Source organism: Caballeronia eucalypticola (assembly GCF_047608185.1).
In the GTDB taxonomy this organism is placed as follows: domain Bacteria; phylum Pseudomonadota; class Gammaproteobacteria; order Burkholderiales; family Burkholderiaceae; genus Caballeronia.
On the sequence record NZ_JBLKRU010000003.1, the window covers coordinates 106,092 to 131,066 of the forward strand.

Sequence of the window (24,975 nt, forward strand, 5' to 3'; positions counted from 1 at the left end):
GCGTTGGAGCATCAGCCGCCGCACGAGGGCAGTTCGGCCACTTGCAATACTTCCCCCGTCGCTCCGCGCTCGACGAACGCCACCACGCCTTCGTGGCCATCAGCCGATACATAGTCGCCGCTAATTAACGCGCGGCCGTCGACTATCCGGACCGGTCCAATCCATCGACGGACCACGCGGTCGTGATGCAACGTAACGCCGCTGTTTTCGCCGCCTTTCACCGCACTGACGAGCTGGTTTTCATACACGGCGGCGTAAGCTACCGCGTCGTCGGGAAGGTTCTTGCGGGCGGTAAATGCAGCGTCGAATACAACGCGGCCGGGTGCGGAAGCATGGCCGTCGATGTGGATATCAGCGAGCGGGGTTTCGCTATTTAACTGCTGAATACGCGACTCGAAGCTTGCGTCGTTCGACCAACTGCGCAACTCGCGTCCGCCTACGAAAATCTCCGGCGTGTACACCACATGCCCGCCGCCCGTGGAGGTCAGTTGTTGCTGTCGCGTGGTGAATGCGGACTGCGCAAAGCGATCTTTCCACGCCCAGCTATCCCAGTAGTCCACGTGCAGCGCAAGCGGTACGATGGTGCTGGTCTTGCGGGCATGATCGAGTTCGCTCAACCAGTTGTCGGCGGGCGGGCAACTGTTGCAACCCTCGCTCGTATAGAGTTCGACAAGCGCGGCGCGATGCTCCGGGCTTGTTGCGCTGCAAGCGTTCGCGGAGGCGGCGTTGGCAGTGGCGGCGGAGAAGGCAACGAGCAACGCGGCAAGAGACAGGATTAATGAAGCACGCATGACGGACTCCGAAGGAATCAGGAAGAATGGCCGTTGACCGGGAGGCGGTTGGGCATGAAAGCGCTGCAAGTCGGGCTGGCGAACGCCCGATCAAGAAGTCGCGGGCCTGATAGTTATTTCGGTGATTCATAAAGACCGGTTACAGCCAGCGTGAAATTGTCCGGGTTCGCATGTCCGTGTAACCGCATCGAAGGATTAACCGAACTACTAACACTACCTTTGCCGCCAGTCGTTCCGCGCGCGATGATTCAGCCCGCGCAACGAAGCTTGAATCATCCAAAAAGCATCAGGAGAGCGCCATGACCCCGGACATCGCAGCGCCTATTGAAGCCGGGCAGTTGTTGCCGTTCCGCGAGTCGGTACTGGCGATGCTCGGTGTATCGTTTGTTGCGATGCTGGTCGCCCTTGATCAGACGATTGTGGGGACAGCGTTGCCGCGTATCGTCGCCGATCTCAAGGGGTTCGACCTGTATGCGTGGGTGGCCACGTCATACATGCTGACATCGGTTATCACGATCCCGATCTTCGGACGATTAGGCGACTTGTTTGGCCGCAAGCCGTTTTTAATGGCCGCGATAATTCTCTTCACCATCGCGTCGGTCATGTGCGGCATGGCGGCCAACATGCTGTTCCTCGTGATCGCGCGCGGCCTGCAAGGGATTGGCGGCGGCATCCTGGTGGGCACGATGTTCGCCACTGTCGCCGATCTTTTCCCAGACCCAAAGCTTCGCCTGCGATGGCTCGTGTTTGTCAGTTCGGCATTTGCATTGGCGAACATCGTTGGCCCAACGCTAGGCGGCGTGCTGACCCAGTACGGTGGATGGCGGCTCGTGTTTTTCGTCAACCTGCCGGTGGGCATCGTCTCGTTGCTGTTCGTGCGCGCCTTCCTGCCGAATCTCCGGCGGCCACGTTCAGCCGCTCCGGTGAAACTCGATTGGGTCGGGGCGCTGGTACTGGCGTCAACATTTGGCGGGTTGCAACTGTTGATCGAATGGGTCCCCAATGAAGGCATCACGCTTGTGACCTGCGTGTTGGCTTTGCTTACCTTGGGCGGCGCCGTCGTGCTGCTGTTTTGGGAAAAGCGCATGGCTTTTCCGATCGTTCCAATCGACATGCTGATGGACCGGAAGTTGGCGGCGTTGTTCGCCATGTCCGTACTCGGTGGTTTCTCGCTGTTCTCGCTGGTCTTCTACGTGCCTCTGCTTTTTCAAGGCGGTTTTGCGATGTCGCCGCATGACTCCGGCATGCTGATTACGCCATTGCTGCTGGGTACGACCGTGGGCAGCGTGGTGAACAACCGGATCGTCACGCGCATCAAGCAAGCGAACGGCGTGATGTATATCGGTTTCGCGCTGTTCGCTTGCGCCGCGCTTTGTCTTGTCGCGATCACCGGGACTGTGCCTCATCTTGTGTGGATGGCATGCATGGGATTCAGCGGCGTCGGGCTCGGTCTTGTCGCGTCGAATCTCACGCTCTTTTCGCAACAACTCGTTGCTCGCGATCATCTCGGCGCGGCTACTGCGCTGCTTCAATCGCTGCGGATGTTCGGCGGCATGCTTGGCACGGCGATGACAGGCGCGTTGCTTGGCCGCCTCTATACGAGCGGCGTGCACCGGTCGCTGGATACGTATCAGGCGACGCAGTGGTTCAAGTCATTCGCGAGCCCCGAGTTGCTGGTCGATCGTGCGGAGCAGGCGGCGCTGATCGGTCGCCTGATCATGGCGGGTCATGCCGGCGACGCGATGATGCAGTCAGCGCGCGGCGCGTTGATCGAATCGATACACGTGGGGCTTGGAGTGGCCGCTGCCGCGGCGATCGCGGGGCTTTGTCTCGCGTGGTTCGTGCCGCCGGTGCGGGTTGATCGGCTGGATACGGGGAAGCGTAGTCGTTGAAGCTGTGGCATCGGTTTTCGTTTCACCACCGCAGCACCCTTGGTCCAAGCAATGCGCCAAGTATCGTCGGCACCGCCATGCCCAGCACGTACCATACGCCCCAGAACGGCGCGGTCATCTCGACGCAATAGAGCGTATAAACGAGCACCGCTTGCGCCCCGCTTAGCAGGCCGGCTGCCGCGCCCGCGATAACCGGCTGCGTCGGCGCCAACCCTTTCATCGCCCAGAACACGGCGATAAACGTAGGCGCTGACAAGATCACGATGTTCATCGTGCAGACCTGCCAGGTCTTCCCAAGTACAAGCTGAAGCCGCAGCGACGGCGGAGCCGCAACAATCACGACCAGCGCCGTCATCCAGATCAGCACGAGTGGAATGGCAAGCGTCACCCAGGCCATCGCCGTGTTCGCACCAGGACGTGACAGCCGCATCGCGACGAACAGCGACGCGCCTACGACCGCGAGCGGGAACGCAACCTTCAACCAGAAGAGGGGAGTGGTCAGCATTTGCGGCATGTCTCCGCGCACGCCGTAGATGGCGACTACCATGCAGGCGGCGCCGGTCAATCCGAAGAACAGGGCCGTTGCAAAGCGTCGCGCGATGACATGCGGATGGGTCGGGACGATGCCCGTTGCAAGCATCGATACGAACTCGCTGGTTTTCATGACCACTCCGCTGATAAGAAACGACACGCGCTAACGCATGATTTCTATTCGCGTCGAGGAGTGGCCGGGTTACGCCCGCGTCATAATTTATATACTTAACGCGACTTACCAGCGCAATAAACGCGGCCCGAGCGATGCGCCGATCAGCGTCGCAAGCGTCATGCCGAGCAGGTACCAGACGGCCCAGAACGCGACGCTCATCTCTGGGCAGTGGAAGCAATAGGCCATCGTCGCGAGCGTTCCCGCGAGCATGCCGCCTGCGCCGCCAGCGAGCCTTAGCCGGGTTGGCGCAAGCCCCCTGATTGCCCAAAACACGGCGACAAACGCCGGCACCGACAACAACAAAATATTGAATGGGCACGTACGCCACGTGTGGCCCAAGACAAGCGGTATGCGTGCGTCGGGCGAGGTGAGACACAAGAGCGCCACTGCGGCGCTCCACACAACGAGCACGGGCACCGCAGGCATTGCCCAAAATTTGCCGATGGTCGTCCCGGGCCGCGAGAGCCTCAGCGCGAGGAACAATGCCGTTGCGGCAAGCGATGCCGGAAACGCGAACCTGGCCCAGAAAAGCGGCGTGCGCGAAACGACGGCGATGTCAGGCCGAACGCCAAACGTCACCGCCATCAGCACGAGCGCGCCGAGCCCGCCCAATACGACTGCACGTCCGAAGCGCCTTGCGGACACTCGTGGGTCGACTGGCGCTACGCCGGTCGATAGAAGCGAAATCAGGTCCTCGGTTTTCATACGGTGCCTCGAATCTTTGCTGCCAGCGCTTTCAGTCCACGGTGAATGCCCACTTTAACCGCCGACTCCGACATCCCCGTGAGCGCCGCGGTTTCGGTCACGGAGAGCCCTTGCAGTTTCACGTGAACGATCGGCAGCCGATGACGGTCCGGCAATTGTTCAAGCAGCTTGCCGACATCGCGTTTGGCATCAGCGGGTTCTTCATCCGAGGTCGCGAAGATCTCGAGCGCGTCGTCCAGCGGATCGTTCAATGCTTCGCGCCGCGATCTCGCGCGGAAAAAATCCATCAACTTATAACGGGCGATCCCATGTACCCAGGCAGTCAACGGCTCGTCCGGGCGATACGTGTGGCGGCTGTTATGCACGGCGAGCAGGATTTCCTGCACGACATCCTCGATGTCATCCTGCAGGTAATAAATGCGCTTTCTCAGGAAACCGCGCAGGTGTCCCGTCAGGTCGTCGAGGAAGTTTCGATACGCTGCCGCGTCGCCATTCAACCCGCGAACGAACAGGGCTCTCAACCGTTCTTCGACATTAGGCACAGAGCCACTTTGATTTATTCGCTTCATCGCGGAATCGGGTTACAGCGGGCTTCAAATAAATTGCGACGGCCTGGCCGACGAAGGTCGACGTTCCCGTCGGCGGGAATGGAGTCGGAATAGGTTCTGAGGCGGGAGACTACCCGATTTTAATGTCGGGGTCGGTATTAACTGCGCTGCCGTCGCGCGCCGGGCGCGAAAATCTTCGGTCCACGCGAGCTGCTGCTCAGGGCGTGGCCTCAGGATAATTCGACGGAAACATCGCGCGCCGGGTCTCCTCGTCCACCTCGCGCTTGAACGTAAATTCGCGGCCGACCGCTCGCGCGCGGGCAACGGCAGGGCGTGTGCAGATGGCGTCGAAGAAGCGGCTCAGATTAGGGAAGGCGGCAAGCGGCGCATCGGTCGCCAGCACGCGCGACGCACGCTCCAGCCAGCCCCAGGCGGACATATCGACGATTGAATACGCGTCGCCCACTATGTATTCGCGTCCTGCCAAACGCTCGTCAAGCACGCGATAGTGACGCTCGATCTCCCGCCGATACCGGTTGATCGCGTACGGAATCTTCTCGGGCGCGCCGTGCTGGAAGTGCACCGCCTGGCCGGAGAAGGGGCCAACGCCGGAACTGATAAAGAAGAGCCATGACAGCAATTCGGGGCGGTCCGAAGGCTTGCCCGCGAAACGCTGGGTCTTCTCTGCGAGATACAAGAGGATCGCGCTGGAATCAAACACCCGTGCTTCGGTTCCGCCGGGACCGTCCGTATCGATGATGGCGGGCACCTTGCCGTTCGGATTGATGCTCCTGAAGGCCGGCAGATGCTGCTCGCCCTTGCTGGTATCGACGGGAAACACTTTGTACTCGAGGCCTGCCTCTTCGAGAAAGAGCGCAACTTTCGCGGGATTGGGTGTCGGATGGAAGTAGAAACGAATCATGTCGTCCTTGGGGGGTGGAGTGGGCCGCATTGGAAACGCAGGCGCGCGGCCATGAAATGTATTTGTAAGACTTGCCCGCGTAATGCCGTCTTTGCCGCCGGACGCGCGTTGTGATTTATATTTTAGATCGATCGATTTAGAATATCGTATCGAAAATGGAATGGCAATCTCGCCGGGTTCAAGGAAATAAACGGGGTTAAAGGACTGCATGCCAAGGCCAAGGGAGTTCGACGAAGCCGCCGTGCTCGACGCCGCGGTCCTGTGTTTCTGGAACCGTGGCTACGAAGCCACCTCGGTTCGCGAGCTGGCAGACAGCATGGGCATCACGGGCGCGAGCCTTTACAACGCATTTGGCGACAAACACGCGTTGTATGGAAAGGCGCTCGCCCATTACGTGTCGAGAAGCGTGGAAGATCGCATCCGGCGATTCGAAGGGGCGCTGTCGCCGCTTCAATCGATCAAATCCTTCTTCGATGAGATCGTCCACCGCACGCTCAGTGACAAGGACCGCAAAGGCTGCATGCTGGTGAACTCGGCACTGGAAATGGCTCCGCACGATCCCGAGTTCCAGCGAGTCGTGGCTGGCGTGCTCGTCAAGCTCGAAGCTTATTTCGGCCGCTGCGTGGCCGCGGGTCAGCAAACGGGCGAGATTTCATCCGCGCAACCTGCTGAAGATTTCGCGCGTCTTTTGCTGGCAGTCTTGCTGGGCATTCGAGTCCTGGCGCGTAGCCGGCCGGAACCGGCATTGCTGGAAGGACTTTTGCGACCGGTAATCGCGTCGCTCGATGGCGGGCTGTTGTCGAATAACTGAGCGGCCGCCCTGGCGTCGCTCTTCTTTTCATCACCTCGCTGACCTTTTTCAAGGGTCACGCAGTCACTGCTTCTGGTCGATCGCAGTAAAAAAATTAACTCGCTGTAACCGGCCGGCCTTCCTCGACGAACTAACTCACATAAGCGCACGGATTGACAGGTTTCGCGCTCTTAAAAGATTTCGTCGAGCGATGTAACCGGGTTGGTAACCGGAACGAATTAACTAGCAACGAACGACACGTTTTGAGCGTCTCTCGCAGACGAAAAAAGAGCGCATCGCTTTTTAGCGAAAGTCCAATCTGCCGCCAACGAAACAAAGTCATGGACGGAGGCCCAAATGAACGCAACACCAGAAGCCGCGCGCATAAGCGCCTCCTTGCGGACTATTCAGCCTGTCTGGGTACGGATTACGCACTGGCTGAATGCACTGGCAGCGATCCTGATGATGCTGTCGGGATGGCGGATCTACGACGCCTCGCCGGTATTCAAGGGCTTTGTGATCCCGCCGGGCATCACGTTAGGCGGATGGCTCGGCGGCGCGCTGCAATGGCACTTCGCCGCCATGTGGCTGCTGTTCTTCAACGGCCTTTTCTATCTCACGATGAACATTGTCACGGGGCGCATCAAGCGCAAGTTTTTTCCGCTCTCGCCACGCGCAATCTTGCATGACTTGGGTGAAGCGCTTAAGGGCCATTTGTCGCATGCGGACCCGAGCAAGTACAACGCAGTGCAGAAGTTCGCATACCTGTTCGTGATGCTCGATATTGCAGTGCTGATCCTGTCCGGCCTTGCCATCTGGAAGTCGGTGCAGTTTCCGCTGCTGCGCGAGCTGATGGGCGGTTATGATTTTGCGCGCGTCGTGCACTTCTCGGCCATGTCGTTGCTGGCGGCCTTCATTGTCGTGCATCTCGTGATGGTGTCGCTGGTGCCGCGCTCGCTGCTCACCATGATCCGCGGCCGCTAATTCAGCCGCACGCTAACCCGCTAAAGTAACTTAAGGATTCGAGGAATCTCGATCATGAAACCCGTGAAGCCAAACCGCGTGAGCGTAGACCGCGAGTCGCTGATCATTGACGTTCGCCGCGAACTGGACATGCCTTCCCGGCGCCTCTTCGGCAAACGAATTGTGACGCTCGGCGGCCTTGCAATGCTGGCCGGCTGCAGCATCTCGGACGATAAATCCGTCGAGACTTTCCTCAGCCGCGTCTCTCGACTTAACGATACCGTGCAAGGCTGGCTCTTCGATCCGAACCGTCTCGCGCCAACTTACACGGAAGCGCAGATCACGCGGCCGTTCCCATTCAACGCGTTCTACGGGGTAGATGATGCTCCTGTGGTCGATGGCTCCGACTTTCGCCTGAAAGTAAGCGGACTGGTGCAGAACACGAAGACGTGGACCTTGCCCGAGCTTTATGCGTTGCCGAAAGCCGAGCAGATCACGCGGCATATCTGCGTCGAAGGATGGAGTGCGATCGGACGATGGGGCGGCACGCCGTTTTCGGAGTTCCTGAAGCGGGTAGGGGCGGACACATCGGCGAAATACGTTGGTTTCAAGTGTGCGGACGACTATTACGAAAGCATCGACATGCCGACTGCCTTGCATTCGCAGACGCTGCTGACGTTCACCTTCGACGGGCAGCAATTGCCGCCGAAATATGGTTACCCGATGAAACTAAGGATGCCTACGAAATTAGGCTATAAAAATCCGAAGCACATCATGGAGATTTTCGTCACGAATAAATTCCCTGGCGGCTATTGGGTCGACCAGGGCTACAACTGGTTCGGAGGTTCCTGACGTCACGAAAAAATCGAGACATCGCGGCGTCAGGTACTTCGATTTACCCCGGCACGACCGGATACTTTTAATCAAAAAGAGGTTGATATGAAACTGTTCATCACCGCAGCACTCGCAGCAACGTTGGCCCTGAGCGGCTCCATGGCATTCGCCCAGGCAAGCGACGCAATGGCCCACGATTCCATGGCGAAGGACAGCATGTCCAAGGACTCGATGTCGAAAGACACCATGTCGAAAGACTCGATGTCCAAGGACTCGATGAAGAAGGGTGACAAGATGAAAAAGCAAGACGCAATGGGCATGAGCCACGCCGCTTCGGGCGCGATGGCGCAGTAAATTCGCGCGGTAATCCTTACAAGCATCGAAAGTGGTTCTGCGGGTGTGGTCGAACCGCTTTCGATTGCGCTTTCACCTTCCGCTGATGCTTCCGGCGTCGGCTAAGACACTGCCCACTTCAGGGCGACCATCCTCCCAGTCAAGCGTCGCTTGGCGCGCCGCTATTCCCGTCCATACCGTCTTCCAATCCCACCCCCTGATTTTTGGCGGGGTTTAATCCAGAGTCGCGTGATACCGGCACAGGCGCGAATGCGGCATTTGTCCGCCGAGTGCGGCATGTCCGCCACATTCGCCCCCAAACAGGTCATTTTGATAAACAATAATGGCACCGCACGAACTCGTGAGCCTCGAAACCAACGCCGCTGATGCCCGATCACCGTTTGCTAGCCATTACTCCCGAAACCCACCGCGTCGCGATCGACCTGGTCTACGCAACCGATCGCAACCTGACGGGCAAGCCGATCTACAAGACGGCACATTGCTTGCTCCTCGCTCCCGCCGAAGCCGCCCTGAGAAAAGCCGTTGAGCTGGCAGGCAACATTGGCATGACGCTGAAAATATTCGATGCGTATCGTCCGCCGCAAGCCCAGCAGGTGCTCTGGGACTTCCTTCCCGACCCGACCTACATAGCAGACCTTCAGCGTGGCTCGAACCATAGCCGCGGCACGGCGGTCGACTTGACACTGGTCGACGCGCAAGGCCAGGACCTCGATATGGGCACCGGTTTCGACGAGATGTCGATCGCCTCTGAACATTTCCATCCGGGATTGCCGGAGCATGTGCAACGCAACCGCACGTTGCTACTTGGCGTGATGCACGGTGCTGGTTTCACCCATATTCCCAGCGAGTGGTGGCATTACGAATTGCCGGGCTCGCGCGAACTCCCAGTGATCGACAACGCCGAGAGCGGTCCCTTACGCCTCATGTAGCCGAAGCAAACCGTCGCACGCAACATGCAGAACATCTCATCAACACCTCTCACGGAGCGAGTATGAAACGGGTATTGTGCAACGCGCTGGCAGCCATCGCGGCGGCGTCTACTCTGATGCTTGCCGGCACGCGAATCGCTGAAGCGGCCACGCCAAAGGACATGCTGGTCATGGCCACTTTACTCGACGAATTCACCACGCTCGACCCGGGCGAGATCTACGAACTGGTGCCGCAGGAATACGTCGCAAACACTTACGACCGCCTGATCCGCGTCGATCTGAAAGATCCAGCCCGCTTCAATGGCGACGTTGCTCAATCCTGGGCCGTGAGCCAGGACGGGCTCACGTTCACCTTCAAGATTCGCCCGGGCCTCAAGTTCCACTCGGGTAATCCGCTGACCGCCGACGACGTCTCCTGGTCGATCCAGCGCACCGCATTACTCGACAAAGGCGCGGCTGCTGTGCTGGCAGGTATTGGATTGACGAAGGAAAACGCGCTGCAGAACGTGAAGAAAATCGACGACAGTACAGTGTCGATCACCACCGACCAGAAGTACGCGCCCACGTTCGTGCTGAATGTGCTGGGCTCGTGGCCGGCATCGGTACTCGACAGAAAGCTACTTGAATCGCACGCGAAGGGCAACGATTTCGGCAACGAGTGGCTGAAGACAAACGAGGCGGGATCGGGTGCCTACAAACTGGTGAAGTGGACCGCGAATGACAGCATTGTGCTGCAGCGTTTCGATGGTTATCGCGTGCCGCTTGCAATGAAACGGATCGTGCTGCGGCATGTGCCGGAAGCATCGAGCCAGCGCCTGATGATCGAAAACGGCGACATAGATATCGCGCGCGACCTGAGTTCCGATGACCTCGCGACGCTGACGAAGAAGGGCACGATCCGTGTGACGTCCGTGCCGCAAGCCACGCTGATGTACCTTGGCCTGAACAACAAGAACCCGAATCTGGCGAAGCCGGATGTGCAGGAAGCCATGAAATGGCTGATCGACTACAACGGCATTCAGCAGAACATCGTGCGGACTACGTACAAGGTGCACGAGACCTTTCTGCCCGAGGGTTTTCTCGGGGCGTTGAACGTCAATCCGTACCATCAGGACGTAGCGAAGGCGAAAGCGCTGCTGGCAAAAGCGGGCGTGCCGAATGGCTTCTCGGTGAAGATGGATGTGCGCAACGACTCCCCATACGGTGAGATTGCACAGGCGGTGCAGGCGAATCTGGCGCAAGGCGGAATCAAGGTCGAGCTGATTTCAAGCGATAACAAGCAGACCCTCGGCAAGTATCGCGCGCGCCAGCATGATATTTATATTGGCGAGTGGTCGGCGGACTACATCGATCCGCATAGCAACGCGCAGGGCTTCGCGTGGAATCCGGACAACTCCGACAAATCGTCGTTCAAGATGCTCGCGTGGCGCAATGCGTGGGACATTCCGCAATTGACGAAGGAGACTCAGGCAGCACTGGAGGAATCGTCGACGGCAAAACGCGCTCAACGCTATGAGGCGATGCAGAAGGAATTTCTCGCGAACTCGCCGTTCGTGATCATGTTCCAGAAGGTCTCGCAAGTCGCGGCGCGACCGGGCGTGACGGGTCTGGAAGTTGGCCCGATCTTCGACCTCGTGTCGTATCGTGACGTGAAGAAACAGTAAGCGTGGCCGCGCAACTCACCGCGTTCCAGCGGCTGCAACTAGTGCTCACGCGCCACGCCGGCGTGCGCCGGGCTTGGTTGTTAGTACGCTGGCTGCTGATGCTCGCCGTGACCTTCATCGGGCTGCTCGGGGTGACGTTTTTCATCGGCAGGAAGATTCCGATCGATCCGTTGCTTGCGATGCTGGGCGAGCGCGCGTCGGCGCAGGCGTATGCAACGGCGCGCTTGGCGCTGGGGCTCGACAAGCCCTTGATCGTCCAGTTCCTGATCTACGTACGCGATGTTCTGCACGGCGACCTGGGCATGTCGCTGCTGACGTCGAACCCGGTCATAGACGACATCAAGCGCGTCTTCCCCGCCACGCTTGAACTCGCCACGCTCTCCACGTTCATTGGCATCGTGATTGGCGTGCCGCTGGGCGTGGCGGCTGCAGTGAGACATAACCGCTGGATCGATCACGTGGCACGTTTCGTCGGACTGGCAGGTAGCTCATTGCCGGTCTTCTGGCTCGCGCTGATGGGCTTGCTGCTGTTCTACGCCAAATTGCATTGGGTATCCGGCCCGGGCCGCATAGACCCGCTATACGACGGTCTGGTCGATACCCGCACGGGCAGCCTGCTCGTCGATTCCATTTTGGCGGGCGAATGGGACGTGTTCAAGAACGCGCTCTCTCACATTGTGTTGCCCGCGGCCATTCTCGCGTTCTATTCCATTGCTTACCTGAGCCGCATGACGCGCTCGTTCATGCTCGAACAGCTGGGTCAGGAATACATCGTGACCGCGCGAGCGATGGGCCTGAGCGAGCGCCGCGTGATCTGGCGTCATGCGTTCGGCAACATCGCTGTACCGCTACTGACGGTGATTGCACTTGCATACAGCTATCTGCTGGAAGGTTCCGTGTTGACCGAGATCGTATTCGCGTGGCCGGGCATTGGCTCCTATCTCACCGGTGCGTTACTCAACGCCGACATGAATGCGGTTTTGGGCAGTACGCTCGTGATCGGCGCCACGTTCATCACGCTCAACCTGCTGACTGACGCGCTGTATCGCGTGTTTGATCCGCGTGCCCGATGATTGCCAAAGGCTCATGACGTGCTTCCATCCACCGACAATTCCACTCACACAATGAAGCCACGGAGCAAAGAGTGGCGTGCGTGGCTTCTCACCGATACCCCCGCGTCGCGCAAGCAGGCGGCATTGGGTTTGGCGTACCGTCGCTGGCGGCGTTTCGCGAGCAACCCGCTGAGCGTATTCGGGCTGGTGATCCTGATACTGATGATCGTGTTCGCCGCGATCGGCCCGTTATTGCCGCTGCATGATCCGTTGCGGCAAGTGCTCGGCGACCGGCTGTTGCCGCCCGGTTCTCCATCGCACTGGTTCGGCACCGACCAACTCGGCCGCGACATCCTCGCGCGGCTCGTGATCGGCTCGCGTCTCACCTTGAGCATCGCAATCCTGGTCGTGGTGCTGGTCGTGCCAGTGGGTTTGCTGATCGGCACAACAGCGGGTTTCTGCGGCGGTTTCGTCGATACCGTCCTGATGCGCCTGACCGATATCGCACTCGCGTTTCCGAAGATCGTACTGGCGCTCGCGTTCGCGGCGGCGCTCGGGCCGGGCGTGATCAATGCGGTGATTGCGATCTCGATCACCGCATGGCCGCCGTATGCGCGCCTTGCGCGCGCCGAGACACTGCGGCTCGTACAGGCCGATTTCATCCACGTGGCGCGCTTGCAAGGGGCGTCGTCCATGCGGATCTTGCTGCGCTACATCGTGCCGTTGTGTTCGTCGTCGGTGATCGTGCGCGCGACGCTCGACATGGCCGGCATTATCCTGACCGTCGCGGGACTTGGTTTTCTCGGGCTCGGCGCGCAGCCGCCGAGTCCGGAGTGGGGGTTCATGGTGGCGTCCGGGCGCGGCGTGTTGCTTGACGCGTGGTGGGTGGCAACCATTCCCGGCATTGCCATCCTGCTCGTGAGCCTTGCGTTCAACCTGCTCGGCGATGGTCTGCGCGATGTATTCGATCCCCGTCAAGGAGGCTGACATGCAAGCCGATACCCTCTGTGGGATCGATAACCTGCGCATTGCATTCGAAGGCCACGACGGCACGCTGACCGAAGCGGTGCGCGGCATTTCGCTGACGCTCGCGAGGGGAGAGCGGTTGGGTATCGTGGGCGAATCCGGGTCGGGGAAATCGCTGACCGGACGCGCACTGCTCGGGTTGCTGCCCTCATCGGCACACTGGTCAGCCGACACCATGCGCCTCGATAACCACGACCTGCTCGCGATGCGCCCGAAGGAGCGGCGACGCCTTTGCGGCACGCAGATGAGCATGATCTTGCAGGACCCGAAGTATTCGCTGAACCCGGTGATGACAGTCGCGCAGCAGATGCGCGAGGCGTTCGGGCGACAGTCGCCGAAGTTCAATTCAAAGGCCATGCGCGAACGGATTGTTGCCGCGCTGGAGGCCGTGCATATTCGCGATCCTCAGCGAGTTGCCGATGCTTATCCGCACGAGTTATCGGGCGGCATGGGGCAGCGCGTGATGATTGCCATGATGGTTTCATCGGGCCCGCAGTTGCTGATCGCCGACGAACCGACCAGTGCGCTCGATGTGCTCGTTTCCATGCAGGTGTTGTCGGTGCTCGACGAGATGATCGCGAAGCACAACACCGGGTTGATCTTCATCAGCCACGACTTGCCGCTGGTGATGTCGTTTTGCGACCGCGTGCTGGTGATGGTCGGCGGACGGGTGGTCGAGACATGCGCGGCGCGCGATCTTGCCCACGCGCAGCATCCGTACACGCGTGGTTTGCTGGCGGCGAGTCCGCCACTGCGCAATCCACCAGACGAACTGCCGGTACTGCAACGCGATCCAGCATGGTTCGCCGAGGTCGCGCCATGATCGAAGTAAACGGGGTACAGGTACGCTTCAAAACGAAAACCGGTTTCGCCGATGCAGTTCGCTCAGCGACGTTTCATGTCGATGAGGGCGAGGTATTCGGGCTCGTCGGAGAATCAGGTTCCGGCAAATCCACCGTGCTGCGCGCACTGACCGGGCTCGTACCCATCGCCAATGGGTCGATGCGGATTGGCCGCCATACGCTTGGCAAACATATCGATCGCGCCTTCAGGCGCGAGGTGCAGATGGTGTTCCAGGACCCGTACGGATCACTTTATCCGCGTTTCACCGTGGACCAGACGTTGCGCGAGCCGCTTACCATCAACGGCATGGACCGCCACGATGCGCGCATTCTCGACGCATTGCGCGAAGTCGGCCTCGGCCCCGCGTTCCGGTTTCGCTATGCGCATCAATTGTCGGGCGGACAGCGCCAGCGCGTGGCGATTGCCCGGGCGTTGATCGTGGAGCCGCGCGTGCTGCTGCTCGATGAGCCAACGTCCGCGCTCGATGTATCCGTGCAGGCGGAAATCCTGAACCTGCTGCGGCGCTTGCATCGCGAACGTCATCTCACGATGATCCTCGTCAGTCACAACATGGCGGTGGTCGGATTTTTATGTCAGCGAGTCGCGGTGATGCGCGATGGCGAGATCGTTGAGCAGCTTCCTATTGAAGCCGTCCGCGAGCAGAACGTGGCGCACGAATACACACGAAGCCTGTTGCTCGCGACCGAAGGTTATCGACGCAAGGCCGTGGATCCGGCTTAAGTCCAGTTTTGTAATGTGCTCTGTCCGGCGCGAACCGTTCCCACGGCGGGCCGCCTGATAGAATAGCGACCTGGTAGTAGGCATCCCCGTAGCGCATTGCGCCGGGATCGCTCACGCGGCTTCCCACGCAGCCGGCGGCCCATTGAGTGTGAATGACGCCGCGAAGCGCAACCCTCAAAACGTGACAGTCCGGCTTGATCTCGCTGCTCGATAACGTTCTTCGTCAAACGTTCGACATGCCGGTCGCCGGCACCTAAAACGCCGATGAAACTGCTAGATGCCCTGGTTGAACAGCGAATTTCGGCCGCCGCAGCGCGCGGCGAGTTCGACAACCTGCCCGGTACGGGCGAGCCTCTCGAGTTTGACGACGACGCCCTGGTCCCCGAAGAAGTCCGCGTTGCAAACCGCATTATGAAAAATGCCGGTTTTGTGCCGCCTGCCGTCGAACATTTGCGCGCACTTCGCGATCTGCAAAGCGAAGCCTGCAGCAGCGAAGATCCGGAGACACGCCGCAAACTCCAGGCGAAAATGCTGGCGCTCGACATGGCGCTAGAATCCTTGCGTGGCAGCAGTACTGATGTGCCGCTTGAGTATCGGCGGCGTATTGCCGAGCGGTTGTCCGAGCGTCTCTCGGACAACGACAGGAGCGCCAGGTCCGAGGCGACGGAAAAGTGACTCTGCTCCCCCCAACCGATCTTGCCTTGGCAGCTGCCGCTGAACGCGACCGTCGTTTCATGGCGCTCGCGCAAGCCGCCGCGGAGCAAGCGCGTGCGCTGGGCGAAGTGCCGGTCGGCGCGGTCCTGGTGCGTGGAGAAGAGCTCATTGCAACCGGCTTCAATCATCCGATCGGCGCCCATGATCCGTCCGCGCACGCCGAAATGGCCGCGTTGCGCGCGGGGTCCCTGGCGCTCGAAAATTATCGATTGCCGGGTTGCGAACTCTACGTCACGCTCGAACCCTGCATCATGTGCGCCGGCGCGATCATGCACGCGAGGATTGCACGCGTGGTGTTCGGCGCGCACGATCCGAAGACGGGCGCGTGCGGCAGCGTTGTCGATGCCTTCGCCATCGGCAATCTGAACCACCACACAAGCGTTACCGGCGGCGTGCTCGGCGACGAATGCGCTAACGCGCTGCGCAGTTTTTTTGCCGAACGCCGGCGCGCCGTGCGTGACGCGCGCGATGCTCGCAACGCCGCGCTACCTGATTCCACCGATCCACTTTCCATTCGCTCATGATCCACCCGGCACGCACCATCGATCTCGTTGCACCTTCGGGTTATCCCGACTCTGAAGTCGCTGGGCGCGCGATAGAGCGCCTGCGCGCACAGGGGCATCGGCTGGAGAATGTGTCGGCGGCACACCGTCGTTACGAACGATTTGGCGGCACCGACGGCGAACGTGCCGCAGACCTGAACCGGCTCGCGGATCCAGCGCGGTCGTTGCCTGACATCGTGTTGGCGGTACGCGGGGGTTACGGCGCTACACGCATTCTTCATGGCCTGGATTACGAAAGTTTGCAGCGCCGCTTGCAAGACCGGCCAATCGCAATCGTCGGCCATAGCGACTTCACCGCGATCCAGATGGCGCTGTACGCGCTGGCTGGCGTGAAGACCTTCGGCGGCCCAATGCTCGCGGCTGATTTCGGCGCGGAAGAGCCAAGCGCGTTCATGCTGGAACATTTCTGGAACGCGATCACGCATGCGTCGTTCAAGGTGACGAGCCACGTGCCCCAGGTCCATTCCGTCGATGTCACCGGCATGTTGTGGGGCGGTAATCTGGCGATGATTGCGTCGCTGATCGGCACCCGGTACATGCCGCCAGTGGAGGGGGGAATTCTGTTCATCGAAGACGTGAACGAGCATCCTTATCGCGTTGAACGCATGATTTATCAATTGCATCAGGCGGGGATTCTCGCGCGCCAGCAGGCGCTGGTCCTGGGCGAATTCACGGGCGGGAAGCTCTCTGAGTACGACAACGGTTATACCTTCGAGACGATGCTCGAACACGTCAGGTCAGTGATCCGGATTCCGGTGGTGACGGGATTGCAGTTCGGGCATGTCCCCGACTTGCTGACGTTGCCGTTCGGCGCGACCGCGCACCTTGTGGCAAGGTCGCACGGTTTTGAAATGAAACTTTCCGATTATCCGTACCTTGCGTAGCGGGTTTCATGCGAAGGTTTCACGTGATTCGAACGAACGCCCGCAAGGGCGTTTTTTTCGTTCGGCGCACCGCTTTTGAGCGCGTACGCACGAATACCGTGCATTAGATTGTCAACAAAATGGCTCATCAATTTATTTATAAATGCTTAGAGAGTTCTTTTTAACCCTTATAGAACGGGTTTCTCATGATTTGACAGAGAAGGTGAGCCCATCGCGATGAAATTTTTTTTCCGAAATTGTTGACAGTTTTTATGTCCGTCATAAGATGTATCACATAGAGCGAAGACGATCATGTCCGAAACGAAACTGAAAGATTTGTCGAAGGTGAGCGTCATCGGTACTGCGGCTTCGGTCGCGGCCGCGACGGCGGAATCGATTGCGGCGAATATTCGCGACGCTATTCTCGAACACCGTCTTGCTCCGGGCGCGAAGCTGACAGAAGCACAGTTGTGCGAAGTATTCGATGTAAAGCGCGGGACCGTGCGTCTGGCGCTGGCGCAGCTTGGCGCAGAGCGCCTGGTGAATCTTGAACCGAATCGTGGCGCGTTCGTCGCAAGCCCTTCGGTGCAGGAAGTGCACGAAGTGTTCGAGATGCGGAGGATCATCGAAATGGCGGTGGTCGAGCGGATCTGCACCGGACACGGCACGCGCCGGCTCAAGTCGATCAGCGCGACGATCGGACGTGAACGCAAGGCTTATGAGAATCACGATTTCTCATCCTGGATACGGCTGTCCGGCGAGTTCCACAAGGAGCTTGCGCAGCTTACCGGCAACACTGTGCTGTGCGATTGCTTGTCGGGACTGGTGGCGCGCTCCACGCTGATATCGGCGTTGTATGAGTCGCTTGGCAAGAGCTCGTGCAGCTTTGAAGATCACGAACAGATCCTTCGCGCACTCGATGCCGGCGACGGACCGAGGGCCGCGGAACTCATGGCGCGGCACTTGCAGGAAGTCGAACTGAAGATGCTGGACCGGCCCGCACGCGGCGCGGTCGATCTGCGTGAAGTCTTTTTGAAGCCGAAGGGCAGTGAGCGCGATAAAAGCGCCTGATTATCGGGCTTGATTTATCAGTTTGATCTGCAGCAACTCCGCGCGACCATTCTCCGGGCGCGACGTAATACCCGTATCGCCAACATTATAGACATCTGAAAATCGAACGAATTTGAAGACTCCGCATTCAATTAATGCGCGGACTTTCACCATGCCTTTTCCGTGGACGCACGCGCGTTAGTGCGCGTGCTGAGTGGATGAATTGCGTCCGGTCGCGGGATTACCCGTGGCTGCCGGACGGCTTAGCCCATACCGACAAGAAAGCGCTGCGCGTTGACCACGCGACGGTGCGTATTGCTATACGCAAGCTATACGAAGTCGACTATTCGCGGCTTGATTGCCGAGCTCATTCAAGGAGAAGTCATGGTTCAGTTCAGTGCGACCCCGGGTAGTGCTGCAATACCGTCATACGGTGACGATTCAGGTAGCAATCCTGATCATCCTGCCGGATATAGTGACCGGCTCTATAACGATGACCTCGCGCCGCTCAAACATCAGACCTGGAGCGCGTACAACATCTTTGCGTTCTGGATGTCCGACGTGCATAGCGTGGGCGGTTACGTATTCGCCGGGAGCTTGTTTGCGTTGGGACTGACGAGCTGGCAGGTGCTGGTTTCATTGCTCATCGGGATCGGTATTGTGAACCTGCTGTGCAACCTTATCGCCAAGCCGAGCCAGCAGGCGGGCGTTCCGTATCCCGTTGCGTGCCGCGTGACCTTTGGTGTGTTGGGGGCGAATCTTCCGGCTGTCATCCGTGGCTTGATCGCGGTAGCTTGGTATGGAATCCAGACCTTCTTGGCATCGAGCGCGCTGGTGATCGTGGTGCTCAAATTCATGCCTCAATGGATGCCTTACGCCGATGTCCATAAATACGGTTTCGCCGGGTTGTCGGCAGTGGGCTGGGCCGGGTTCATGTTGTTGTGGGTGTTGCAGGCCGTAGTGTTCTGGCGCGGGATGGAGATGATCAAGAAGTTCATCGACTTCGCGGGTCCGGCGGTCTACGTGGTGATGTTCATCTTGGCGGGTTACATGGTGTGGCGTGCGGGCTGGCGCAACATTGGCCTGAACCTGGGCGGCGTGAAATATCACGGTCTGGAAGTCGTCCCGGTCATGATCACGGCCATCTCCCTGGTGGTCTCGTATTTCTCGGGTCCCATGTTGAATTTCGGTGACTTTTCGCGTTACTGCAAGAGTTTCAAGAGCGTAAAGCGGGGCAACTTCTGGGGCTTGCCGGTCAACTTCCTGGCGTTTTCGCTGGTCACCGTTGTGACGACCGCCGCTACGTTGCCCGTCTTTGGCCAGTTGATCACGGATCCTGTAGAAACCGTGGGGCGTATCGATCAACCGACGGCCGTGATCCTCGGTGCGTTGACGTTCACGATCGCGACCATTGGTATCAACATCGTGGCGAATTTCGTGTCGCCGGCGTTCGATTTTTCCAACGTCGCACCGCGGCTGATCAGCTGGCGGATGGGTGGGATGATGGCCGCGGTTGCATCGATCTTCATCACGCCGTGGAACCTCTTCAACAACCCTGCGGTAATCCACTATACGCTCGACGTACTCGGCAGTTTTATCGGACCGTTGTACGGCGTTCTCATCGTGGATTTCTACTTGCTGAAGCGTGGCAAGTTCAAGGTGGAGGAGTTGTATACGACGTCGGAAACCGGGCACTACTGGTATAGCAATGGTGTGAACTGGCGCGCGGTGGCGGCGTTGCTGCCCGCAGCGGCAATCGCGGTGGCTTGCGTGATGATCCCGTCGCTGGAAGGTGCCGGAAACTTCTCGTGGTTCATAGGAGCAGGGTTGGGCGCGCTGTTCTACAGGATCATCGCGGACAGGAACTCGGTATCGAATTTCGCTTAAGAAGTAATGTACGGAGACAGGCAGGCCATCGCGTCAGGCGTTCCAGGGATGCGATAGTGCCTGCGAGCAGCAATGCAAGTAAGGAATGCACGAATATTCTGTATTCCGAATGAAAATGATGCTTGCAGAAACTGAAAGAGGAATCAAATGCGCATCAAGCTGATTAACCCGAATACAACGGAACGCATGACACTGGCGATGGACCGTTGTGCCCGGGAAATAGCGTCAAAAGGGACGGAGATAATTTCCGTCAGCGCTTCGATGGGACCGCCCTCCATCGAGGGTTACTACGACGAAGCGCTCGCATCGCTAGCCTTGTTGCAGGAGATTGAGAAGGGCGAGAAAGAGGGCATGGACGGTTATGTCATAGCCTGCTTTGGTGACCCCGCGTTATATGCCGCCAGGGAATTGTCCAGAGGTCCGGTCATCGGCATAGCGGAAGCAGCGATGCATGCAGCAAGCGTCATCGCGCCGAGTTTTAGCGTAGTGACAACCTTGAAACGCACTTGCACGATGTCCTGGCACTTGGCGGAGCGATACGGCATGAAGCGTTTCTGCAAGAACGTCCGTGCAACTGACGTAGCGGTCCTGGACCTTGATATCCCCGGTTCAAGAGCGCGCTCGATCATCATCGAAGAGTGCCGAAAGGCCTTGGCGGAAGACGATGCCGAGTCGATCGTCCTGGGCTGCGCAGGCATGGCCGAGTTTTGCCACGAGATTGAAGATGCGATTGGCGCGCCGGTCATCGAAGGCGTGACAACCGCGGTGAAATGGGCGGAAGCATTGATTGCGCTTAAGCTGCGAACATCGAAACGCGGCGACTATGCCCGGCCCTTGGCGAAGCAGTATGACGGCGCGCTAGCGCCTTTTAGTCCAGGGAAACCCCAATAAAACGCCCGGACCATACACCTCGCCTGACCTGCAATATCTGCGTATGAATATGGGCGCGACGATGTGTTTTCGCTAAACTGACCCATCGTCGCGCGGGTCTTTCCTTTCTTTAACCGTGTGCGGCCCCATCGACTTCCACGCACTCATCCAGCTATGTCGAATGAATCGAAATATCCACGCGACCTGATCGGCTACGGCCGGTACCCGGTGCAACCGAATTGGCCCGGCAATGCACGCATTGCCGTGCAATTCGTGCTGAATTATGAGGAAGGCGGGGAAAACTGCGTACTTCATGGCGATCCGGCATCGGAACAGTTCCTGTCGGAGATCGTGGGCGCGGCGGCGTATCCGTCCCGTCACATGAGTATGGAATCCATCTACGAATACGGCTCGCGCGCCGGCGTCTGGCGCATCCTTCGCGAGTTCGAAAAACGGGACTTGCCGCTGACGGTATTTGGCGTCGGCATGGCGATCGAACGTCACCCGGACCTGGGCCGCGCATTCGTCGAATTAGGGCACGAGATTGCGTGTCATGGGTATCGATGGATCCATTATCAGGACATGTCGCCCGAAAAAGAAGCGGAGCATATGCGGCTTGGCATGGAGGCCATTGAACGCGTCACGGGCGTGCGGCCGCTCGGCTGGTACACAGGGCGCGACAGTCCGAACACGCACCGGCTGGTCGCGGAGCATGGCGGCTTTCTGTACGACTCGGATTATTACGGCGACGACCTGCCGTTCTGGATGGACGTGGAGGTCAGCGGTGGTGCGAAGGCGCCGCAACTCATCGTGCCTTACACCCTCGACACCAACGACATGCGTTTTGCGACGCCGCAAGGTTTCAATACGGCGGAGCAGTTTTTCGTCTATTTGCGCGACGCCTTCGACGTGCTCTACGAAGAAGGCAGCGAAGCGCCGAAAATGTTGTCCATCGGCATGCATTGCCGGTTGCTGGGCCGCCCGGGACGCTTCCGTGCGTTGCAGCGTTTCCTGGATCACATTGAACAATTTGATCGTGTGTGGGTCACGCGGCGAGTTGATATTGCGCGGCATTGGCGCGAGCATCATCCGTATGAAGGCACGGTGGGGGCGAGCAAGTCATGAGTGTCGCGCGGATCACTTTGGCTCAACTCAATGGGCTGCCTGCTGGCGCTTTTATCAGCACGCTTTCCGGTATTTTTGAACACTCTTCGTGGGTGCCGGAAGCAGCGCTTTCGAAGCGGCCATTCACGAGCATCGACCAGCTTCACGACGTCATGACGACGATCGTCGACCAGGCGGGCGAAACGCGTCAACTTGCCTTAATTAACGCTCACCCTGAGCTTGCGGGCAAGGCGGCGGTGCGGGGGGAGCTCACGGACGAATCCACGCGTGAGCAAAGCGGCGCCGGTCTCAATCTGTGCACGCAGGAAGAATTCGACAGATTGCAGACGCTTAACGCCGCGTATCGCGAGAAGTTCGGATTTCCTTTTATCTTGGCTGTACGCGGGTTTGACCGCCACGGCATTATCGCGAATTTCGAGGCCCGTTTGCATCACGGTCGCGACATCGAGTTACGCGAAAGTCTTCAACAGATTTACCGGATAGCGCGCTTCAGGCTCGACGATTTGCTTGGTTAATCGATGTTCATCAATCCACGTTGATCAAGCTTGAATATCCTGATTCCTGAACGCAGCGCATCACCTTCAAAATCCTATAAGGAAACATCATGGCCGCTCCTACACTCGATCCCAACGCGCCCGAATTCACTCGCCGTTACGTGAACCTCGCGGACCCGCGGTTGGGCGCGCAGGCGCTCGATGCCAGCGACGAATTTTTCGCACCGAAAGAGCGGATGCTTAATCCAGAGCCGGCTGTGTTTATCGTGGGCAAATACGACGATAACGGCAAGTGGATGGACGGTTGGGAAACACGACGCAAGCGGGTGAGCGGGTCCGACTGGTGTGTGGTCAAGCTGGCGCGTCCGGGTGTGATCAAAGGTTTCGATATCGATACGAGCCACTTCACGGGCAATTTTCCGCCGGCGGCGTCTATCGAGGGCGCGCACGTGGTGAATGGCGCGCCCACTCTAGCGACGCAATGGACGGAAGTCGTGCCGTCCATGACGTTGCAGGGGAACACGCATCACTACGTTGACGTTACTAGCGAACAGCCCTTCACGCATTTGCGCGTGAACATTTACCCGGATGGCGGCATTGCACGCTTGCGTGTGTATGGACAGCCGCAGCTTGACTGGAGCAGCGCTAGCCGCACTGAGCTATTCGATCTCGCCGCCATGGAAAATGGCGCGTATGTTGTTGGCGCGAACAACCAGCATTTCGGGCCGGCGTCGACTTTGCTGATGCCGGGACGCGGCGCAAATATGGGTGATGGCTGGGAGACGCGTCGCCGTCGTGAGCCGGGGAACGACTGGTGCATCGTGGCGCTTGCGCAGCCGGGCGTGATCAAGAAGATCGAAGTGGATACGGCGCATTTCAAGGGCAATTACCCGGACCGGTGCTCATTGCAGGCTGCGTATGTGAAGGGTGGCACGGACAGTTCGCTTGTCACGCAGGCGATGTTCTGGCCGGTGTTGCTGGGCGAGCAGAAGTTGCAGATGGACAAGCAGCATGTGTTCGAGTCGGAGTTGGCCGCGTTGGGTCCCGTCACGCATGTTCGATTCAACATTTATCCGGACGGCGGTGTATCGCGGTTGCGGTTGTTTGGCACGCTTGTTTGATGCGCTCGCATGACATGGGTTTTACGATGAAAAAACTGGCGATTGAACCGTTGACCCGGGCGGCCTTTGAGCCGTTCGGCGATGTCATTGAGCTTGAGGGTGCGAAGCAGATTCCGATCAACCTTGGGACGACGATTCGTTTCCACGATCTTGCCCGAATTGATGTGGAAGATGAGGGCGGCAGGGCACTTGTGAATTTGTTTCGCGGGCAACCGCGGGTGTTGCCGTTTGAGGTTTCGATGCTCGAACGGCATCCGTTGGGGAGTCAGGCGTTTTTGCCGCTTAACGACCGGCCGTATCTGGTTGTTGTGGCGCCGGCGGGGGAGCTTGATGAAGGGGCAATTCGTGGGTTTGTTACTAGCGGATGGCAAGGGGTGAATTATGCCAAGGGCGTCTGGCATCATCCGTTGATCGCACTTGGCGAAGTGAGCGACTTTATTGTTGTGGATCGTGGGGGGGATGGTTGTAATCTTAACGAGCTTCAGCTTCGTGAGTCGGTTTGGTTGATGGGTTGAGTTTTTGCTCGCGCTTGCGGATTGGTTCTGGGTGTTGGTTGGGTGCTGGATTTTTAAGGTTAGTGGTTGGGATCAGTGCCGGGTCGCACCGGTTCTGCGTTAGCGGTCGGGGTCAATGCCAGGTTGCTGCTTTCCAGGTCTTCGCGGGTTCAGTATTAGCTGATTTCTTTTGCGCTATTAGCCACTGCGCGTGGCGGCGCGTCATTTCTTGGTCCTTAGCGACAAAAAAACGAAGCAAAGAAAGCGCTTTCACCTCTCTAAAAATTAAGTGTCCACAGCGTGCAGTTCCAATTCATTGGTACCCCAAAAGCACGGTGCTCGCCAGAGCCACGGATGTGTGAACCCCCCTCTCTCCGAACACGGATACCCCACGCTTCGCCACCAGTGATTGAACCTGCCCAAGGGGCACCCCGCGCTATCCGCCTAGAACCTACCACTGAATTTGGACGTACGTCGAATCACGTCGCCAACCCACCAAGAAACGAATTCACCAAAATGTGTCAGGCCGCGACCAACGAAAATGACCGTCGGTCGCATAGCCAATTCACCAGAAACTGAAACGGTGAATACGCATCCGGCTGTGATCCGCGAATATGCCGCGCGGACCAGGCAATTAGCCCCCGAATACCGAAACAGTAAATGTGCGTGAAGTCGCACACGTCCTCGGCAAATCATGCTTACCCGAGAGCGCGGGCGGTGACGCGACTTCGTATGGGAGCGTGAGCGGAAAAGCGCGTGAGGCCGTGCCGGTTCGTGGGGCAAGGGTGCTTGCCCGAGAGCGTACGGGGCGAAGCGTGTTAATGTCAGGATTCGCGAGAAAGAGGGTTTCACACATCCGTGGCTCTTGCGAGCACCGTGCTTTTGGGGCACCCATGAATAGAAACTGCACGCTGTGGACACTTAGGGTAGAGCGGTGAAAGCGTTTTCTTTGCTTCGTTTCTTTTTCGCTTTGGAAAAAGAAATGACGCGCCGCCACGCGCAGTGGCTAATAGTGATAAAGAGAACACCTAACT

Annotated in this window: 26 protein-coding genes; 21 read left to right on the forward strand and 5 right to left on the reverse strand. The window is 58.8% G+C overall.

All coding sequences use genetic code 11. The features are described 5' to 3' along the window. Positions 1–11: 11 nt before the first annotated feature. Entirely contained in the window at positions 12–791 is a 780-nt protein-coding gene (locus ACMX25_RS04815) for a DUF1223 domain-containing protein (RefSeq protein WP_414948397.1), read from the reverse strand. 299 nt (positions 792–1,090) lie between these two features. Here ACMX25_RS04815 and ACMX25_RS04820 point away from each other — a divergent pair, with 299 nt between their 5' ends. Next, complete coding sequence (locus ACMX25_RS04820; protein WP_414948398.1) at positions 1,091–2,683, forward strand: MFS transporter; 1,593 nt, start codon at positions 1,091–1,093, stop codon at positions 2,681–2,683. Between the two features lie 22 nt (positions 2,684–2,705). Here the strand turns inward: ACMX25_RS04820 and ACMX25_RS04825 are convergent, their stop codons facing one another. From ACMX25_RS04825 to ACMX25_RS04840, 4 genes are all read right to left on the reverse strand, one after another. Next, positions 2,706–3,347 carry a DUF1109 domain-containing protein gene (locus tag ACMX25_RS04825; RefSeq protein ID WP_414948399.1) on the reverse strand — a complete coding sequence of 214 codons (642 nt, stop codon included), beginning with the start codon at positions 3,345–3,347 and terminating at the stop codon, positions 2,706–2,708. 105 nt (positions 3,348–3,452) lie between these two features. Then, positions 3,453–4,094 carry a DUF1109 domain-containing protein gene (locus ACMX25_RS04830; protein ID WP_414948400.1) on the reverse strand — a complete coding sequence of 214 codons (642 nt, stop codon included), beginning with the start codon at positions 4,092–4,094 and terminating at the stop codon, positions 3,453–3,455. Continuing rightward, the gene (locus ACMX25_RS04835; protein WP_414948401.1) at positions 4,091–4,663 is read right to left on the reverse strand and encodes a sigma-70 family RNA polymerase sigma factor; all 573 of its coding nucleotides are present in this window, start codon (positions 4,661–4,663) and stop codon (positions 4,091–4,093) included. The genes ACMX25_RS04830 and ACMX25_RS04835 overlap by 4 nt, the downstream gene beginning before the upstream one ends. Before the next feature lie 196 nt (positions 4,664–4,859). Continuing rightward, entirely contained in the window at positions 4,860–5,564 is a 705-nt protein-coding gene (locus ACMX25_RS04840) for a glutathione S-transferase family protein (protein ID WP_414948402.1), read from the reverse strand. A gap of 208 nt (positions 5,565–5,772) precedes the next feature. Between ACMX25_RS04840 and ACMX25_RS04845 the strand changes: the two genes are divergently transcribed. The 20 genes from ACMX25_RS04845 (at position 5,773) to ACMX25_RS04940 (ending at position 23,962) form a co-directional block, all read left to right on the forward strand. After that, positions 5,773–6,375, forward strand: coding sequence for a TetR/AcrR family transcriptional regulator (locus ACMX25_RS04845; RefSeq protein ID WP_414948403.1), 603 nt, complete (start codon positions 5,773–5,775; stop codon positions 6,373–6,375). A gap of 336 nt (positions 6,376–6,711) precedes the next feature. Beyond that, positions 6,712–7,338, forward strand: coding sequence for a cytochrome b/b6 domain-containing protein (locus ACMX25_RS04850; RefSeq protein ID WP_414948404.1), 627 nt, complete (start codon positions 6,712–6,714; stop codon positions 7,336–7,338). A gap of 54 nt (positions 7,339–7,392) precedes the next feature. Next, the gene (locus ACMX25_RS04855) at positions 7,393–8,169 is read left to right on the forward strand and encodes a molybdopterin-dependent oxidoreductase (RefSeq protein ID WP_414948405.1); all 777 of its coding nucleotides are present in this window, start codon (positions 7,393–7,395) and stop codon (positions 8,167–8,169) included. Between the two features lie 87 nt (positions 8,170–8,256). After that, complete coding sequence (locus ACMX25_RS04860; RefSeq protein WP_414948406.1) at positions 8,257–8,505, forward strand: pentapeptide MXKDX repeat protein; 249 nt, start codon at positions 8,257–8,259, stop codon at positions 8,503–8,505. A gap of 365 nt (positions 8,506–8,870) precedes the next feature. Then, positions 8,871–9,434: a D-alanyl-D-alanine dipeptidase gene (gene ddpX / locus ACMX25_RS04865; protein WP_414948407.1), complete on the forward strand. Its 564-nt coding sequence runs from the start codon at positions 8,871–8,873 to the stop codon at positions 9,432–9,434. A gap of 62 nt (positions 9,435–9,496) precedes the next feature. Next, a complete protein-coding gene (locus ACMX25_RS04870) occupies positions 9,497–11,098 on the forward strand; it encodes an ABC transporter substrate-binding protein (protein ID WP_414948408.1) in 1,602 nt (533 codons plus the stop codon). A gap of 32 nt (positions 11,099–11,130) precedes the next feature. After that, entirely contained in the window at positions 11,131–12,171 is a 1,041-nt protein-coding gene (locus tag ACMX25_RS04875) for an ABC transporter permease (RefSeq protein ID WP_414948679.1), read from the forward strand. Between the two features lie 51 nt (positions 12,172–12,222). Beyond that, positions 12,223–13,137: an ABC transporter permease gene (locus ACMX25_RS04880; protein ID WP_414948409.1), complete on the forward strand. Its 915-nt coding sequence runs from the start codon at positions 12,223–12,225 to the stop codon at positions 13,135–13,137. Between the two features lies 1 nt (position 13,138). After that, positions 13,139–13,999, forward strand: a complete 861-nt coding sequence (locus ACMX25_RS04885) for an ABC transporter ATP-binding protein (RefSeq protein ID WP_414948410.1) — start codon at positions 13,139–13,141, stop codon at positions 13,997–13,999. Continuing rightward, positions 13,996–14,760 carry an ABC transporter ATP-binding protein gene (locus ACMX25_RS04890; RefSeq protein WP_414948411.1) on the forward strand — a complete coding sequence of 255 codons (765 nt, stop codon included), beginning with the start codon at positions 13,996–13,998 and terminating at the stop codon, positions 14,758–14,760. Before ACMX25_RS04885 ends, ACMX25_RS04890 begins: the two co-directional genes overlap by 4 nt. 264 nt (positions 14,761–15,024) lie before the next feature. Next, positions 15,025–15,435, forward strand: a complete 411-nt coding sequence (locus tag ACMX25_RS04895; RefSeq protein ID WP_414948412.1) for a DnaJ family domain-containing protein — start codon at positions 15,025–15,027, stop codon at positions 15,433–15,435. 2 nt (positions 15,436–15,437) lie between these two features. Next, positions 15,438–15,998, forward strand: a complete 561-nt coding sequence (tadA, locus tag ACMX25_RS04900; protein WP_414948680.1) for a tRNA adenosine(34) deaminase TadA — start codon at positions 15,438–15,440, stop codon at positions 15,996–15,998. Next, complete coding sequence (gene ldcA / locus ACMX25_RS04905; RefSeq protein ID WP_414948413.1) at positions 15,995–16,921, forward strand: muramoyltetrapeptide carboxypeptidase; 927 nt, start codon at positions 15,995–15,997, stop codon at positions 16,919–16,921. Before tadA ends, ldcA begins: the two co-directional genes overlap by 4 nt. A 291-nt stretch (positions 16,922–17,212) precedes the next feature. After that, positions 17,213–17,971 (forward strand): GntR family transcriptional regulator, encoded by a 759-nt coding sequence (locus ACMX25_RS04910; protein ID WP_414948414.1) that lies wholly within the window; start codon positions 17,213–17,215, stop codon positions 17,969–17,971. 363 nt (positions 17,972–18,334) lie between these two features. Then, positions 18,335–19,837, forward strand: a complete 1,503-nt coding sequence (locus tag ACMX25_RS04915) for an NCS1 family nucleobase:cation symporter-1 (RefSeq protein WP_414948415.1) — start codon at positions 18,335–18,337, stop codon at positions 19,835–19,837. A gap of 147 nt (positions 19,838–19,984) precedes the next feature. Next, the gene (locus tag ACMX25_RS04920) at positions 19,985–20,728 is read left to right on the forward strand and encodes an aspartate/glutamate racemase family protein (protein WP_414948416.1); all 744 of its coding nucleotides are present in this window, start codon (positions 19,985–19,987) and stop codon (positions 20,726–20,728) included. 153 nt (positions 20,729–20,881) lie between these two features. Next, positions 20,882–21,832: an allantoinase PuuE gene (puuE, locus tag ACMX25_RS04925; RefSeq protein WP_414948417.1), complete on the forward strand. Its 951-nt coding sequence runs from the start codon at positions 20,882–20,884 to the stop codon at positions 21,830–21,832. Further along, a complete protein-coding gene (gene uraD / locus ACMX25_RS04930) occupies positions 21,829–22,347 on the forward strand; it encodes a 2-oxo-4-hydroxy-4-carboxy-5-ureidoimidazoline decarboxylase (protein WP_414948418.1) in 519 nt (172 codons plus the stop codon). Before puuE ends, uraD begins: the two co-directional genes overlap by 4 nt. An 89-nt stretch (positions 22,348–22,436) precedes the next feature. Next, on the forward strand, positions 22,437–23,447 hold the full coding sequence (gene alc, locus ACMX25_RS04935; protein ID WP_414948419.1) for an allantoicase: 1,011 nt from the start codon (positions 22,437–22,439) through the stop codon (positions 23,445–23,447). A gap of 26 nt (positions 23,448–23,473) precedes the next feature. Beyond that, entirely contained in the window at positions 23,474–23,962 is a 489-nt protein-coding gene (locus tag ACMX25_RS04940) for an ureidoglycolate lyase (protein ID WP_414948420.1), read from the forward strand. Positions 23,963–24,975: the final 1,013 nt, after the last annotated feature.

What these genes read in the sequence shown, in the direction of transcription:
- ACMX25_RS04860 (WP_414948406.1), top strand. Translation starts at nt 8,257, where the DNA reads ATGAAACTGTTCATCACCGCAGCACTCGCAGCAACGTTGGCCCTGAGC.
- ACMX25_RS04845 (WP_414948403.1), top strand. Translation starts at nt 5,773, where the DNA reads ATGCCAAGGCCAAGGGAGTTCGACGAAGCCGCCGTGCTCGACGCCGCG.
- ACMX25_RS04825 (WP_414948399.1), bottom strand. Translation starts at nt 3,347, where the DNA reads ATGAAAACCAGCGAGTTCGTATCGATGCTTGCAACGGGCATCGTCCCG.
- ACMX25_RS04855 (WP_414948405.1), top strand. Translation starts at nt 7,393, where the DNA reads ATGAAACCCGTGAAGCCAAACCGCGTGAGCGTAGACCGCGAGTCGCTG.
- ACMX25_RS04840 (WP_414948402.1), bottom strand. Translation starts at nt 5,564, where the DNA reads ATGATTCGTTTCTACTTCCATCCGACACCCAATCCCGCGAAAGTTGCG.
- ACMX25_RS04940 (WP_414948420.1), top strand. Translation starts at nt 23,474, where the DNA reads ATGAAAAAACTGGCGATTGAACCGTTGACCCGGGCGGCCTTTGAGCCG.
- ldcA (WP_414948413.1), top strand. Translation starts at nt 15,995, where the DNA reads ATGATCCACCCGGCACGCACCATCGATCTCGTTGCACCTTCGGGTTAT.
- ACMX25_RS04880 (WP_414948409.1), top strand. Translation starts at nt 12,223, where the DNA reads ATGAAGCCACGGAGCAAAGAGTGGCGTGCGTGGCTTCTCACCGATACC.
- ACMX25_RS04820 (WP_414948398.1), top strand. Translation starts at nt 1,091, where the DNA reads ATGACCCCGGACATCGCAGCGCCTATTGAAGCCGGGCAGTTGTTGCCG.
- uraD (WP_414948418.1), top strand. Translation starts at nt 21,829, where the DNA reads ATGAGTGTCGCGCGGATCACTTTGGCTCAACTCAATGGGCTGCCTGCT.
- ACMX25_RS04815 (WP_414948397.1), bottom strand. Translation starts at nt 791, where the DNA reads ATGCGTGCTTCATTAATCCTGTCTCTTGCCGCGTTGCTCGTTGCCTTC.
- ACMX25_RS04895 (WP_414948412.1), top strand. Translation starts at nt 15,025, where the DNA reads ATGAAACTGCTAGATGCCCTGGTTGAACAGCGAATTTCGGCCGCCGCA.
- ACMX25_RS04915 (WP_414948415.1), top strand. Translation starts at nt 18,335, where the DNA reads ATGGTTCAGTTCAGTGCGACCCCGGGTAGTGCTGCAATACCGTCATAC.
- puuE (WP_414948417.1), top strand. Translation starts at nt 20,882, where the DNA reads ATGTCGAATGAATCGAAATATCCACGCGACCTGATCGGCTACGGCCGG.
- ACMX25_RS04910 (WP_414948414.1), top strand. Translation starts at nt 17,213, where the DNA reads ATGTCCGAAACGAAACTGAAAGATTTGTCGAAGGTGAGCGTCATCGGT.
- ACMX25_RS04850 (WP_414948404.1), top strand. Translation starts at nt 6,712, where the DNA reads ATGAACGCAACACCAGAAGCCGCGCGCATAAGCGCCTCCTTGCGGACT.
- ddpX (WP_414948407.1), top strand. Translation starts at nt 8,871, where the DNA reads ATGCCCGATCACCGTTTGCTAGCCATTACTCCCGAAACCCACCGCGTC.
- ACMX25_RS04830 (WP_414948400.1), bottom strand. Translation starts at nt 4,094, where the DNA reads ATGAAAACCGAGGACCTGATTTCGCTTCTATCGACCGGCGTAGCGCCA.
- ACMX25_RS04835 (WP_414948401.1), bottom strand. Translation starts at nt 4,663, where the DNA reads ATGAAGCGAATAAATCAAAGTGGCTCTGTGCCTAATGTCGAAGAACGG.
- ACMX25_RS04870 (WP_414948408.1), top strand. Translation starts at nt 9,497, where the DNA reads ATGAAACGGGTATTGTGCAACGCGCTGGCAGCCATCGCGGCGGCGTCT.
- ACMX25_RS04890 (WP_414948411.1), top strand. Translation starts at nt 13,996, where the DNA reads ATGATCGAAGTAAACGGGGTACAGGTACGCTTCAAAACGAAAACCGGT.
- ACMX25_RS04920 (WP_414948416.1), top strand. Translation starts at nt 19,985, where the DNA reads ATGCGCATCAAGCTGATTAACCCGAATACAACGGAACGCATGACACTG.
- ACMX25_RS04885 (WP_414948410.1), top strand. Translation starts at nt 13,139, where the DNA reads ATGCAAGCCGATACCCTCTGTGGGATCGATAACCTGCGCATTGCATTC.
- alc (WP_414948419.1), top strand. Translation starts at nt 22,437, where the DNA reads ATGGCCGCTCCTACACTCGATCCCAACGCGCCCGAATTCACTCGCCGT.